Origin of the sequence: Escherichia sp. WS3063 (assembly GCF_046486595.1) — a bacterium.
Classification (GTDB): domain Bacteria; phylum Pseudomonadota; class Gammaproteobacteria; order Enterobacterales; family Enterobacteriaceae; genus Escherichia; species Escherichia coli.
Window position 1 is genome coordinate 15,385 of record NZ_JBJQKY010000031.1, and the last position, 13,272, is coordinate 28,656.

A 13,272-nucleotide genomic window follows, 5' to 3' on the forward strand; every position below is an offset into this window, starting at 1 on the left:
ACTATTTTGCAGCGGCACAGCGTTCAGACAGTTATTTTGTTAAATGTATTAACATGCTGAGTTTATACGAAAAGATAAAGATAAGGCTGATAATTTTATTTTTATTGGCAGCACTGTCATTTATTGGTCTTTTTTTCATCATTAACTATCAACTGGTATCGGAACGCGCGGTAAAACGTGCCGATAGCCGCTTTGAACTTATTCAGAAAAACGTTGGCTATTTCTTTAAAGATATTGAACGTTCGGCCCTGACATTAAAGGACTCACTGTATTTATTAAAAAATACAGAGGAGATTCAACGCGCCGTAATTCTGAAAATGGAAATGATGCCATTTTTAGACTCGGTGGGACTGGTACTTGATGATAATAAATATTATCTCTTTTCGCGGAGGGCGAATGATAAAATCGTTGTTTATCATCAGGAACAAGTAAATGGACCGCTTGTCGACGAGTCAGGGCGGGTTATTTTTGCCGATTTTAACCCATCGAAACGACCGTGGTCGGTGGCTTCAGATGACTCTAACAACAGCTGGAATCCGGCATACAATTGCTTTGATCGTCCGGGTAAAAAATGTATCTCTTTTACGCTACATATCAACGGCAAAGATCACGATTTGTTAGCGGTGGATAAAATTCATGTCGATTTAAACTGGCGATATCTGAACGAGTATCTTGATCAAATCAGCGCTAATGATGAAGTTCTATTTTTAAAGCAAGGTCATGAGATCATTGCTAAGAATCAACTCGCTCGTGAAAAATTGATTATTTATAATAGCGAAGGTAATTATAATATTATTGATTCTGTCGATACGGAATATATTGAAAAAACATCAGCGGTGCCAAACAACGCATTATTCGAAATCTATTTTTATTATCCTGGTGGTAATTTATTGAACGCATCAGATAAACTTTTTTATCTGCCGTTTGCTTTCATTATTATCGTATTGCTGGTGGTTTATTTAATGACCACTCGTGTGTTCCGTCGGCAATTTTCTGAAATGACCGAGCTGGTTAATACGCTGGCGTTTTTGCCCGACTCAACGGATCAGATCGAGGCTCTGAAAATTCGCGAAGGCGATGCGAAAGAGATTATCAGCATCAAAAATTCGATCGCGGAAATGAAAGATGCCGAAATTGAACGGTCAAATAAATTGCTCTCACTGATCTCTTACGATCAGGAAAGCGGTTTTATTAAAAATATGGCGATTATTGAGTCCAACAATAATCAGTATCTGGCTGTGGGGATCATCAAACTGTGTGGTCTGGAAGCCGTGGAAGCGGTGTTTGGTGTTGATGAACGCAATAAAATCGTCAGGAAATTGTGTCAGCGAATTGCTGAGAAATATGCGCAATGCTGCGATATCGTGACATTTAATGCCGATCTTTATTTACTCCTGTGCCGGGAAAATGTACAGACGTTTACCCGTAAGATAGCGACGGTAAACGATTTTGACAGCAGTTTTGGCTACCGCAATCTGCGCATCCATAAGTCTGCTATTTGTGAACCTTTGCAGGGGGAAAACGCCTGGAGTTACGCAGAAAAGCTGAAACTGGCGATTTCCAGTATCCGCAACCATATGTTCTCAGAGTTTATTTTCTGTGATGATGCGAAACTCAACGAAATAGAAGAGAATATCTGGATTGCGCGTAATATTCGCCATGCAATGGAAATTGGCGAACTATTCCTGGTCTATCAACCGATTGTTGATATTAACACCCGCACCATTTTGGGCGCGGAGGCGTTGTGCCGTTGGGTGTCTGCGGAGCGGGGGATCATTTCACCGCTAAAGTTCATTACCATTGCTGAAGATATCGGGTTTATCAATGAGCTGGGTTATCAGATTATTAAAACGGCAATGGGTGAATTCAGACATTTTAGTCAGCGTGCGTCGCTGAAGGATGATTTCTTACTGCATATTAATGTTTCGCCCTGGCAGTTAAACGAACCACACTTTCATGAGCGTTTTACCACCATCATGGAAGAAAATGGCCTGAAGGCGAACAGCCTCTGTGTTGAGATCACTGAAACCGTGATCGAGCGAATTAATGAACATTTTTATCTCAATATTGAACAACTGCGTAAACAAGGGGTACGGATATCGATTGATGACTTTGGCACCGGTTTGTCAAACCTGAAACGTTTTTATGAAATTAATCCAGATAGCATAAAAGTGGACTCGCAATTTACCGGCGATATTTTCGGTACTGCGGGAAAAATTGTGCGCATTATTTTCGATCTGGCACGCTATAACCGGATCCCGGTGATTGCGGAAGGCGTAGAGAGCGAAGACGTTGCGCGTGAATTAATCAAATTAGGATGTGTTCAGGCTCAGGGGTATCTGTACCAGAAACCCATGCCATTCTCCGCCTGGGATAAAAGTGGAAAATTAGTAAAAGAGTAGTTTACGTATGTCCAGAATCAATAAATTCGTACTTACAGTCAGTCTGCTGATTTTTATCATGATTTCAGCAGTTGCCTGCGGGATCTACACTCAAATGGTAAAGGAACGGGTGTATGGCCTGAAACAGTCCGTTATTGATACTGCTTTTGCGGTGGCAAATATTGCTGAATATCGGCGTAGTGTGGCAATTGATCTGATCAACACGCTAAATCCTACGGAGGAACAGCTGTTGGTTGGCTTACGCCGACTCGCTTTCACCCTCTTATTTGTACGATGTCGGTCCTTATCTGATTTCCAGTGACGAATGTATTCAGGTAAAGGAGTTCGAGAAAAATTATTGTGCAGATATTATGCAGGTTGTTAAGTATCGACATGTCAAAAATACAGGGTTTATCTCTTTTGATGGTAAAACCTTCGTCTATTACCTCTATCCGGTAACTCACAATCGTAGTCTGATATTTTTGCTTGGTCTGGAACGTTTTTCTTTACTGTCAAAATCGCTGGCGATGGATAGCGAGAACCTGATGTTCTCCCTGTTCAAGAACGGTAAATCGGTGACCGGTGATGAATATAACGCTAAAAACGCCATCTTCACCGTTTCGGAAGCGATGGAGCACTTCGCCTATTTGCCGACCGGATTGTACGTATTTGCGTATAAAAAAGACGTTTATTTTCAGGTATGTATGTTGATTATTTTCTTTGCTGCATTGGTGGCAGTGATATCGGGTGCCAGTTGCCTCTATCTGGTACGCAGAGTGATTAATCGTGGCATTGTGGAGAAAGAAGCCATTATTAATAACCATTTTGAACGCGTCCTGGACGGTGGGCTTTTCTTTTCGGCTGCCGATGTCAAAAAACTCTACAGTCTGTATAACTCGGCGTTCCTGGATGACCTGACCAAAGCGATGGGCAGAAAATCCTTTGACGAAGATTTAAAAGCCCTGCCGGAAAAAGGCGGTTATTTGTGCCTGTTTGACGTCGATAAATTCAAAAACATTAACGACACCTTCGGTCATTTGCTGGGCGATGAAGTGTTGATGAAAGTGGTGAAAATCCTTAAATCACAGATCCCCGTAGATAAAGGTAAAGTCTACCGCTTCGGTGGTGACGAATTTGCGGTGATTTATACGGGTGGAACGCTGGAAGAGTTGCTATCGATTCTAAAAGAAATCGTTCATTTCCAGGTGGGAAGCATTAATTTAAGTACCAGTATCGGTGTAGCGCATTCAAACGAATGTCCTACCGTCGAACGCTTGAAAATGCTGGCGGATGAGCGGCTGTATAAGAGTAAGAAAAACGGCAGGGCGCAGATTAGCTGGCAGTAGAATTAGAATAGTGTTAGTACCCCTTAATCAAGGGGTACTAATGAATGTGGTAAATCATTTGCAAACATTTTACTTTGCAAAAACTTCCGGCCCTTTTATTGCCAATGTATTCAAAATACGTAATGCCGGGCCGCTCGGTTTTATTTCATTACGTTCCCATTTCGAGACACTTTCTTTTGACATTCCCATTGTATGTGCCAGCACGGATTGTGACATGCCGTATCGGGTGCGGATGGCTTTGATCTCTTCACCCGTCATTGATTTGACTTTGGCTATACGGGCGCTGACTTCACGAGCTTTGACCATGACGGCAATGGCATCAACTTCACTATCAGACATCAGGCCCAGTGCATTCAGTTCCTTTGCATCTTCCAGCATCATTTGTAATTTATCGCTCATTTTTCACCTCAATCAAAAAGCCAGTTTCGATCAAATCCTCTATTTGCTTATTGCTAAAGGCCAGAAATGCATTTGCCATTTTTTTGTAGGCCGCCAGTTCATCATCTTCGATTTCTTTGGTTCCTTTACTGCTTAGACCACTCCTGGACCAACCATCATAAAAAAACACATGATTTGCTGATTTAAAAAAGATAATTGTTCTGGCTCCACCACTCTTTCCTTGTTGGAGGGGTAAACGTTTTTTGATGACACCGCTACCTAAATCAGCTTCCCATATGCCCTGCATCACTTCTTCAGCGGCAGCCATGAGAACTTTATCGTGAATACCAAGTTTTTTCGTGCTTTGGCTGAATCGTCTTGCCTTATACACACCCATACATCCATCCTTGTGGTAATGTTTACTATAGTAACCATTACGCTTATTTCAAGTAATTGCGATCAAAACTTTAATTTGGTGTGAAAAAGTGAGAGTTGCCTCGAGTACGATACATTTTTCTCGATTTATGCGTCAGGGGATTTTGTGCGTAAGGGTAGGACATCGGGAAGGGTAGCAGAGGCAGATCGAAGAACAATATCCTTGTTAGATCTGCCTTTAAATTAATTAAACCCGGCTACCCCACAAATCGTACTCATCGGCGTGCTCGACTTTCACACGCAGGATATCACCCGGCTTAACGTTGGTTTCACCATTGAGATAAACCGCGCCGTCGATTTCCGGTGCATCTGCCATGCTGCGACCAATCGCGCCTTCTTCGTCCACTTCGTCGATAATCACCAGAATTTCACGGCCCACTTTCTCTTGCAGGCGCTCGGCGGAAATTTGCTGCTGCAACTGCATGAAACGGTTCCAGCGTTCTTCTTTCACTTCTTCCGGAACCTGGTCAGGCAGGGCATTGGCGTCTGCACCTTCAACCGGGCTGTATTTAAAGCAGCCAACGCGATCCAGACGTGCTTCTTTCAGGAAGTCGAGTAGCATCTGGAAATCTTCTTCCGTCTCGCCAGGGAAGCCAACAATAAAGGTTGAGCGTAGGGTCAGTTCCGGGCAGATTTCGCGCCACTGTTTAATGCGCGCCAGTTGGCGATCTACAGAACCCGGACGTTTCATCAGTTTGAGAATGCGCGGGCTGGCGTGCTGCAGCGGAATGTCCAGATACGGCAGGATTTTGCCTTCTGCCATCAGTGGGATGACGTCGTCCACATGCGGATAAGGGTAAACGTAGTGCAGACGTGTCCAGATCCCCAGTTTCGATAACTGTTCGCACAGGCTGACCATGCTGGTTTTTACCGGCTCGCCGTTGTGGAAGCCAGTACGATGTTTAACATCGACGCCATACGCGGAAGTATCCTGCGAGATCACCAGAATCTCTTTAACGCCCGCATCAACCAGACGTTTCGCTTCACTTAACACTTCGCCAATCGGACGGCTCACCAGGTCGCCGCGCATAGACGGAATAATGCAGAAGGTGCAGCGGTGATTACAGCCTTCAGAAATTTTCAGATAGGCATAATGACGCGGCGTCAGTTTCACGCCTTGTTCTGGCACCAGGCTCAGGAATGGGTTGTGTTTCGGTTTTGGCACGTAGTGATGAACGTGCTCCAGAACCTGCTCATAGCTATGAGGCCCGGTGATTTCCAGCACTTTCGGGTGGACTTCGCGGATCTGATCTTCTTTTGCCCCCAGACAACCGGTCACAATTACCTTGCCGTTTTCATTCAACGCTTCACCAATGGCTTCCAGTGATTCTTGTACCGCGCTGTCAATAAAGCCGCAGGTGTTGACGATCACCATGTCCGCATCGTCATAGCTCGGTACCACGTCATAACCTTCAGTGCGTAGTTCGGTGAGAATACGCTCTGAATCGACAAGGTTTTTCGGACAGCCAAGGGAAACAAAGCCGATTTTCGGCTGGGGAGTTACTTTGCTCATAGCTTAAAAAATATTCAGTTACAGGAAAGGTCAGGGCAGGGATTCTACAGAGTTCTGGATAAAATTTGTATCGCAATCTCATACGCTGGCGGAGGCGAAGGAAATGTAAATTTTGTTAATTCGGCGTGAAGAATTGATCCTGGACAGCATTTTGCTCAAAAAATAGCCATACTATTTAATTGCAACAAGGCTGGAAAGAGGAGGATCGAAGTATGTTCGTTGACAGACAGCGAATCGATCTGCTGAACCGGTTGATCGACGCACGCGTTGACCTCGCCGCATACGTGCAACTGAGGAAGGCAAAAGGATACATGTCCGTCAGCGAAAGCAATCATCTACGAGATAACTTTTTTAAACTGAATCGCGAACTGCACGATAAATCGCTGCGGTTGAATCTTCATCTGGATCAGGAAGAGTGGAGTGCTCTTCATCATGCTGAAGAAGCATTAGCGACAGCCGCAGTATGTTTGATGAGTGGGCACCATGATTGCCCGACTGTTATTACCGTCAACGCCGATAAGCTTGAAAATTGTCTGATGAGCTTAACGCTGAGTATCCAGAGCCTGCAGAAGCACGCCATGCTTGAGAAGGCCTGAAAACTAAGGGGGAGAAAGCGTCTCCCCCTTCATGTTTAAGTTTTTGTAAAAATGAATTTGTTCTCTCCTCCACTGACTACGCTTTAAGCCAGAGTCAATCCGGAGGCGTTATGCATCGACAATCCTTTTTCCTTGTGTCCCTTATTTGTCTTTCTTCCGCTCTCTGGGCGGCTCCTGCAACGGTAAATGTCGAAGTACTGCAAGACAAACTCGACCATCCCTGGGCGCTGGCCTTTTTACCCGACAATCACGGTATGTTAATCACTCTGCGCGGCGGCGAGTTGCGTCACTGGCAAGCAGGAAAAGGATTATCTGCGCCGCTTTCCGGAGTGCCGGACGTTTGGGCGCACGGGCAGGGCGGTCTGCTGGACGTGGTTTTAGCGTCTGATTTTGCTCAGTCGCGCCGCATCTGGTTAAGTTATTCCGAAGTTGGCGATGATGGCAAAGCCGGAACTGCTGTGGGTTATGGCCGCTTAAGTGATGATCTCTCAAAAGTGACCGACTTCCGCACCGTCTTTCGCCAGATGCCAAAACTGTCTACCGGCAACCATTTTGGCGGGCGGCTGGTATTCGACGGTAAAGGTTATCTTTTTATTGCTCTGGGCGAAAACAATCAGCGCCCGACGGCGCAGGATCTGGATAAATTACAGGGCAAACTGGTGCGTCTGACCGACCTGGGCGAAATCCCGGATGATAATCCTTTTGTAAAGGAATCCGGTGAGCGCGCCGAGATCTGGTCTTATGGCATTCGTAATCCGCAAGGAATGGCGATGAATCCGTGGAGTAATGCACTATGGCTGAATGAACATGGCCCGCGCGGTGGCGATGAAATTAATATCCCGCAAAAAGGCAAAAACTACGGCTGGCCGCTGGCAACCTGGGGAATCAACTATTCGGGCTTTAAGATACCGGAAGCGAAAGGGGAGATCGTCGCCGGGACCGAGCAACCTGTTTTTTACTGGAAAGATTCGCCCGCCGTGAGCGGCATGGCCTTCTATAACAGCGATAAATTCCCCCAGTGGCAGCAAAAATTATTTATTGGCGCGCTGAAAGATAAAGATGTCATTGTGATGAGCGTCAACGGCGACAAAGTGACAGAAGATGGCCGTATTTTAACGGACAGAGGGCAGCGAATTCGTGATGTTCGCACTGGATCCGACGGTTATTTATACGTTCTCACCGACGAATCTAGTGGGGAATTACTTAAAGTTAGCCCACGCAATTAGCTAACGGGAATCATCACCACTTTGCGCACTGCTGGGCGTTCAGTGAGTTGCTGATACCAGCGTTGCAGATTTGGACGCGGTGTCCAGGTCAGGCCAACGTTAAACAAATTGTAGATGAACGGTGCGATAGCGATATCGCCCACACCAAACTCGTCGCCAGAGAACCATTTTACTTTTGCCAGTTCCGCATCGAGCAGGGCAAACAGGGCGTCGCACTCTTTGCAACTGGCATCAATGGCGGCCTGATCGCGCTCTTCCGGTGGTGTTCTGACTAATCCCATCAGGATCCCGCGATGAGCATTACTGAGCGTCTGGTTTGCCCAGTCCATCCATTTTTCTGCTTCCGCACGACGTGCCGGTGAGTCGATCCACAGGCGTTTTTGCCCGTACTGTGCCGCCAGATAGCGGACAATGGCGTTTGATTCCCAAAGAATGAGATCACTTTCGTCGTCACGCAACAATGGCACCAGCCCGTTAGGGTTCATCGCCAGAAAATCAGCATCGTGATTTATCCCAAACTCACGGCCCGCGAGAATTTGCTCATAAGGTAGTTCCAGTTCTTCGAGCGTCAGCAATACTTTTTTTACGTTGGTTGAATTATTCCGACCCCACAGCGTAATCATACTCACCCCTTTTCCGACAGGCAGCCACAGGCTGAACAGGACTTTGATGGTGAAGTAAAGTTAACTTTTAAGCAACAGCTGGCAAAAAATGATACCAGAAGCAGCGAAGCGGCAGGATATTGCATAAACTTTAAAAACTTTACCAACTTACGGTTTCTTTAAGTTTGTGTGTGCGTTATTAATCACCGAACTTATCATACGGCGATATAACGTATTTTTTTTGAATGGATACTCGGGTGGCATTTATGACGCAATACTCCTCTCTCCTTCGTGGTCTTGCAGCGGGTTCTGCATTTTTATTCCTTTTTGCCCCAACGGCATTCGCGGCGGAACAAACCGTTGAAGCGCCGAGCGTGGATGCGCGTGCATGGATTTTAATGGATTACGCCAGCGGTAAAGTGCTGGCAGAAGGCAACGCGGATGAGAAACTGGATCCCGCGAGCCTGACTAAAATCATGACCAGCTATGTGGTTGGGCAGGCGCTTAAGGCCGATAAGATTAAACTCACCGATATGGTGACGGTCGGTAAAGATGCCTGGGCGACGGGAAATCCGGCACTGCGTGGTTCATCGGTAATGTTCCTCAAACCGGGCGATCAGGTTTCGGTGGCAGACTTGAACAAAGGTGTGATTATCCAGTCCGGTAATGACGCCTGTATTGCGCTGGCCGATTACGTTGCCGGGAGCCAGGAGTCATTTATTGGTTTGATGAATGGTTATGCCAAAAAACTGGGTCTGACCAACACTACCTTCCAGACGGTGCACGGTCTGGATGCGCCGGGGCAGTTCAGTACCGCGCGCGATATGGCATTGCTGGGTAAAGCATTAATCCACGATGTGCCGGAAGAGTACGCCATTCATAAAGAGAAAGAGTTCACCTTCAACAAAATTCGTCAGCCTAACCGTAACCGTCTGCTGTGGAGCAGCAATCTGAATGTTGATGGCATGAAGACAGGAACCACTGCAGGCGCGGGATATAATCTGGTTGCTTCGGCTACCCAGGGTGATATGCGTTTAATCTCCGTAGTGCTGGGGGCGAAAACTGACCGTATCCGTTTTAATGAGTCTGAGAAATTATTGACCTGGGGTTTCCGCTTCTTTGAAACCGTGACGCCAATTAAACCTGATGCCACCTTTGTGACTCAGCGCGTCTGGTTTGGTGATAAGAGCGAAGTGAATCTCGGGGCAGGTGAAGCGGGCTCAGTGACCATACCGCGTGGGCAGCTGAAAAACCTGAAAGCGAGTTATACGTTAACGGAACCGCAGCTTACCGCACCGCTGAAAAAAGGTCAGGTTGTCGGGACCATTGATTTCCAGCTTAACGGTAAATCCATTGAGCAGCGTCCGCTGATCGTGATGGAAAATGTGGAAGAGGGCGGATTCTTTGGTCGGATGTGGGATTTCGTGATGATGAAATTCCATCAGTGGTTCGGCAGCTGGTTCTCTTAATCTTCTGATAACCGGATGGCGCGAAACGTCATCCGGTTATACTTCATTAATACATCAACTTAATACGCTGCGTCTGCGCGTACTTCACATACTCATCTTCCGGGCAACAATCGCTCACCATAATATCAAAGCGTTTCAGGTCACCCATGCGCGCCGGACGCACCTTGCCAAATTTACTGTGGTCGACAACCAGCACATGCTTTTGCGCCATCGACATGGCCCAGTGTTTTACCGGCAACTCTTCAAGATTAAAACAGGTAGCGCCTTTACTGACATGCACGCCCGCAGCAGAATAAAAAGCGATATCCGGGCAAAAATTATTCAGCGTTTGCTGAAAATCGATGGGTTTGAAAATGGCGTTGCTGGCGTGAAATTCACCACCACACAGAAACGCGCGGCAATGAGGTTTCTCTTTCAGCGCCAGAAAGGTATTTAGCGAATAACAAACGGCGGTAAAAGGGATTTCATTATCAATCGCTTCAATAATCCACGGTGTGGTGGTGCCACAGTCAAAAAAGAGGGTCTGATCGGGTTCTACCATCGTCGCAGCCAGTTTTGCCGCCCGGCGTTTTTCTTCCACCAGGCGGGATTTTTGATCGCTTAACAGGTAATGGCTGGCACTGCGCGGTTCCAGAACAATATAGCCGCCGAGCAAAACGACGGGCGCACTGTGGTTGTTCAGATCGCGACGAATCGTCATCTCCGAAACCCCAAGCAGGGCGGCGGCGTCTTTAAGATGTAACTTATCGCTGCGTTTTAATTCTTGCAGCAGCTGCCCGATACGCTCTTCGCGACGTGTTTCCATAATCCCTCTGAATAGTTATTGAAGCGAGCCGCTCAATACTACACTTTTTAGCAGAGATCAGTCACGCACCCAGCCTTTGCGGATCGGTAATGCAAAACAGAAGCGATACCACGATTGCAGACGTTGATAGAGTTTATGCCCCATCGCTTGCCAGATAATCTGGGCGCTAAGGCAGCCAATCATACCTGCCAGCAATCCACCGAGCATATCCAGCGGCCAGTGGACACCAAGATAAACGCGCGACCAGGCAATGACGACGGCCAGCACCATTAAAAGTGAGCCGGACCACAGGCGATGCCAGCATAAAAATGCCAGTGCAAAGGTGAAAATCACCGTACCGTGATCGCTCGGGAATGAGTCATCCGCCGCATGATGCAGGAAGTTATAGCCGATATTTTCGACAAAGGGTCGGTCGTGCGGAAAAAGATGCCCCATCGTCCAGGACACAAACAGGCTGACCGCCAGCGCGATAGCGATTTTTATCACCAGTTGCCGTTGTGCTGTAAGCCCCCACAACCAAAGTACTGCGGCCAGCAGCGGCACCACGGTAATCAAATCTTTTGCAATAAAAATCGCCAACGAGATCATCCACGGCGCAGAGTCTGGCGTCGCGTTAATAAGAGAGAATAGAGAGAGATTCAAATTTTCCAGCATAACTTCCCGACGCAAAGTGATTAAAAGGGAGCCAATACAGGCAAGTCGTTGAGAATAAAGTGCAGGTTAAACTGGGTAAAGCGGCATCGTCTTATTTCCCTCAAGCGGCCTGTTTACGGTGGGTGATTGTAACGGGCATAGGTTAAATAAAACTTAAAGAAAGCGTAGCTATACTCGCAATAATGTAAGAATGTGCTTAACCGTGGTTTCAGCTACAAAATTCGCTTTCTCGTTAGCTGCGCTTTTATTAAACTTTGCGCGATTATTATTGGCGAAGAAATTGCATGCAAAATAAATTAGCTTCCGGTGCCAGGCTTGGACGTCAGGCGTTACTTTTCCCTCTCTGTCTGGTGCTTTACGAATTTTCAACCTATATCGGCAACGATATGATTCAACCCGGTATGTTGGCGGTGGTGGAACAATATCAGGCGGGCATTGATTGGGTTCCTACTTCGATGACCGCGTATCTGGCGGGCGGGATGTTTTTACAATGGCTCCTGGGGCCGCTGTCGGATCGTATTGGCCGCCGTCCGGTGATGCTGGCGGGAGTGGTGTGGTTTATCGTCACCTGTCTGGCAATATTACTGGCGCAAAACATTGAACAATTCACCCTGTTGCGCTTCTTGCAGGGCATAAGCCTCTGTTTCATTGGCGCTGTGGGATACGCCGCAATTCAGGAATCCTTCGAAGAGGCGGTTTGTATCAAGATCACCGCGCTGATGGCGAACGTGGCGCTGATTGCTCCGCTACTTGGTCCGCTGGTGGGCGCGGCGTGGATCCATGTGCTGCCCTGGGAGGGGATGTTTGTCTTGTTTGCCGCATTGGCAGCGATCTCCTTTTTCGGTCTACAACGAGCCATGCCTGAAACCGCCACGCGTATAGGCGAGAAACTGTCGCTGAAAGAACTCGGTCGTGACTATAAGCTGGTGCTGAAGAACGGTCGCTTTGTGGCGGGGGCGCTGGCGCTGGGATTCGTTAGCCTGCCATTGCTGGCGTGGATCGCCCAGTCGCCGATTATCATCATTACCGGCGAGCAGTTGAGCAGCTATGAATATGGTTTGCTGCAAGTGCCTATTTTCGGGGCGTTAATTGCGGGTAACTTGCTGTTAGCGCGTCTGACCTCGCGCCGCACCGTACGTTCGCTGATTATTATGGGCGGCTGGCCGATTATGATTGGTCTGTTGGTCGCTGCTGCGGCAACGGTTATCTCATCGCATGCGTATTTATGGATGACCGCCGGGTTAAGTCTTTATGCTTTCGGTATTGGTCTGGCGAATGCGGGACTGGTGCGATTAACCCTGTTTGCCAGCGATATGAGTAAAGGTACGGTTTCTGCGGCGATGGGGATGCTGCAAATGCTGATCTTTACCGTCGGTATTGAAATCAGCAAACATGCCTGGCTGAACGGGGGCAACGGACTGTTTAATCTCTTCAACCTTGTCAACGGCATTTTGTGGCTGTTGCTGATGGTTATCTTTTTAAAAGATAAACAGATGGGAAATTCGCACGAAGGGTAAAAAAATGCCTGATTGCTTTGTGCGATCAGGCATTCTCAAATTAATGGTGATGGTCGTCAATCTGGTGTTCGATAACCATCCCTTCACCTACGCTGGCAAGATGGCGAACATAAGGATGCGGGCGGTAAGCCGGAGCTGGCGCAGGAGCCACATAGACGGTTTGCGGCACAGTCGCGACGCTGACCGCTTGTGGAACGCTGACTGAATCAGGAACCACAACCACTTTGTATCCACTCGGCACATCGACGGTGACACTTTGCGCCATCGCCACACCAGTAAAGCCCATTAAAAGCGCGCCCAACAGTAGACAATTTTTCATAATCATTTCGCCTGAAATAATGCAGCGGGTT

At 47.4% G+C, this 13,272-nt stretch carries 12 protein-coding genes and 1 pseudogene; 6 read left to right on the plus strand and 7 right to left on the minus strand.

Annotation, left to right across the window (positions count from 1 at the left end):
• Nucleotides 1-53 precede the first annotated feature (53 nt).
• On the plus strand, nt 54-2,402 hold the full coding sequence (locus ACJHYW_RS21750; RefSeq protein WP_000950331.1) for an EAL domain-containing protein: 2,349 nt from the start codon (nt 54-56) through the stop codon (nt 2,400-2,402).
• A 7-nt stretch (nt 2,403-2,409) separates the two neighbouring features.
• Nucleotides 2,410-3,727: pseudogene (locus ACJHYW_RS21755) on the plus strand (diguanylate cyclase).
• Between the two features lie 69 nt (nt 3,728-3,796).
• Here ACJHYW_RS21755 and ACJHYW_RS21760 read toward each other — a convergent pair.
• The 3 genes from ACJHYW_RS21760 to rimO form a co-directional block, all read right to left on the minus strand.
• A complete protein-coding gene (locus tag ACJHYW_RS21760) occupies nt 3,797-4,126 on the minus strand; it encodes a helix-turn-helix domain-containing protein (protein WP_001280945.1) in 330 nt (109 codons plus the stop codon).
• Nucleotides 4,116-4,502, minus strand: coding sequence for a type II toxin-antitoxin system RelE/ParE family toxin (locus ACJHYW_RS21765; RefSeq protein WP_000539524.1), 387 nt, complete (start codon nt 4,500-4,502; stop codon nt 4,116-4,118). The genes ACJHYW_RS21760 and ACJHYW_RS21765 overlap by 11 nt, the downstream gene beginning before the upstream one ends.
• 225 nt (nt 4,503-4,727) lie before the next feature.
• Nucleotides 4,728-6,053: a 30S ribosomal protein S12 methylthiotransferase RimO gene (gene rimO / locus ACJHYW_RS21770; protein ID WP_000049367.1), complete on the minus strand. Its 1,326-nt coding sequence runs from the start codon at nt 6,051-6,053 to the stop codon at nt 4,728-4,730.
• A gap of 212 nt (nt 6,054-6,265) precedes the next feature.
• Here rimO and bssR point away from each other — a divergent pair, with 212 nt between their 5' ends.
• Both bssR and yliI read left to right on the plus strand, forming a co-directional pair.
• Nucleotides 6,266-6,649, plus strand: a complete 384-nt coding sequence (bssR, locus tag ACJHYW_RS21775) for a biofilm formation regulator BssR (protein WP_000497137.1) — start codon at nt 6,266-6,268, stop codon at nt 6,647-6,649.
• Between the two features lie 110 nt (nt 6,650-6,759).
• Nucleotides 6,760-7,875 (plus strand): aldose sugar dehydrogenase YliI, encoded by a 1,116-nt coding sequence (yliI, locus tag ACJHYW_RS21780; RefSeq protein ID WP_410233380.1) that lies wholly within the window; start codon nt 6,760-6,762, stop codon nt 7,873-7,875.
• Here the strand turns inward: yliI and gstB are convergent.
• Complete coding sequence (gene gstB / locus ACJHYW_RS21785) at nt 7,872-8,498, minus strand: glutathione S-transferase GstB (protein WP_001295292.1); 627 nt, start codon at nt 8,496-8,498, stop codon at nt 7,872-7,874. The genes yliI and gstB overlap by 4 nt on opposite strands.
• 245 nt (nt 8,499-8,743) lie before the next feature.
• On the opposite strand from gstB, the gene dacC reads away from it, so the two are divergent.
• On the plus strand, nt 8,744-9,946 hold the full coding sequence (gene dacC / locus ACJHYW_RS21790; RefSeq protein WP_000195961.1) for a serine-type D-Ala-D-Ala carboxypeptidase: 1,203 nt from the start codon (nt 8,744-8,746) through the stop codon (nt 9,944-9,946).
• A gap of 46 nt (nt 9,947-9,992) precedes the next feature.
• Here the strand turns inward: dacC and deoR are convergent, their stop codons facing one another.
• Both deoR and ybjG read right to left on the minus strand, forming a co-directional pair.
• Nucleotides 9,993-10,751 (minus strand): DNA-binding transcriptional repressor DeoR, encoded by a 759-nt coding sequence (gene deoR, locus ACJHYW_RS21795; RefSeq protein ID WP_000450130.1) that lies wholly within the window; start codon nt 10,749-10,751, stop codon nt 9,993-9,995.
• A 57-nt stretch (nt 10,752-10,808) separates the two neighbouring features.
• On the minus strand, nt 10,809-11,405 hold the full coding sequence (ybjG, locus tag ACJHYW_RS21800) for an undecaprenyl-diphosphate phosphatase (protein WP_000892317.1): 597 nt from the start codon (nt 11,403-11,405) through the stop codon (nt 10,809-10,811).
• A gap of 284 nt (nt 11,406-11,689) precedes the next feature.
• Here ybjG and mdfA point away from each other — a divergent pair, with 284 nt between their 5' ends.
• Nucleotides 11,690-12,922: a multidrug efflux MFS transporter MdfA gene (gene mdfA, locus ACJHYW_RS21805; protein ID WP_001330495.1), complete on the plus strand. Its 1,233-nt coding sequence runs from the start codon at nt 11,690-11,692 to the stop codon at nt 12,920-12,922.
• A gap of 40 nt (nt 12,923-12,962) precedes the next feature.
• On the opposite strand, the gene ybjH is transcribed toward mdfA, so the two are convergent.
• Nucleotides 12,963-13,247 (minus strand): protein YbjH, encoded by a 285-nt coding sequence (gene ybjH / locus ACJHYW_RS21810; protein ID WP_000605480.1) that lies wholly within the window; start codon nt 13,245-13,247, stop codon nt 12,963-12,965.
• Between the last annotated feature and the right edge of the window lie 25 nt (nt 13,248-13,272).

Excerpts from the sequence above, each read along its gene's own strand:
- ACJHYW_RS21750 (WP_000950331.1), top strand. The coding sequence starts at position 54 with ATGCTGAGTTTATACGAAAAGATAAAGATAAGGCTGATAATTTTATTT.
- ACJHYW_RS21760 (WP_001280945.1), bottom strand. The coding sequence starts at position 4,126 with ATGAGCGATAAATTACAAATGATGCTGGAAGATGCAAAGGAACTGAAT.
- ACJHYW_RS21765 (WP_000539524.1), bottom strand. The coding sequence starts at position 4,502 with ATGGGTGTGTATAAGGCAAGACGATTCAGCCAAAGCACGAAAAAACTT.
- rimO (WP_000049367.1), bottom strand. The coding sequence starts at position 6,053 with ATGAGCAAAGTAACTCCCCAGCCGAAAATCGGCTTTGTTTCCCTTGGC.
- bssR (WP_000497137.1), top strand. The coding sequence starts at position 6,266 with ATGTTCGTTGACAGACAGCGAATCGATCTGCTGAACCGGTTGATCGAC.
- yliI (WP_410233380.1), top strand. The coding sequence starts at position 6,760 with ATGCATCGACAATCCTTTTTCCTTGTGTCCCTTATTTGTCTTTCTTCC.
- gstB (WP_001295292.1), bottom strand. The coding sequence starts at position 8,498 with ATGATTACGCTGTGGGGTCGGAATAATTCAACCAACGTAAAAAAAGTA.
- dacC (WP_000195961.1), top strand. The coding sequence starts at position 8,744 with ATGACGCAATACTCCTCTCTCCTTCGTGGTCTTGCAGCGGGTTCTGCA.
- deoR (WP_000450130.1), bottom strand. The coding sequence starts at position 10,751 with ATGGAAACACGTCGCGAAGAGCGTATCGGGCAGCTGCTGCAAGAATTA.
- ybjG (WP_000892317.1), bottom strand. The coding sequence starts at position 11,405 with ATGCTGGAAAATTTGAATCTCTCTCTATTCTCTCTTATTAACGCGACG.
- mdfA (WP_001330495.1), top strand. The coding sequence starts at position 11,690 with ATGCAAAATAAATTAGCTTCCGGTGCCAGGCTTGGACGTCAGGCGTTA.
- ybjH (WP_000605480.1), bottom strand. The coding sequence starts at position 13,247 with ATGATTATGAAAAATTGTCTACTGTTGGGCGCGCTTTTAATGGGCTTT.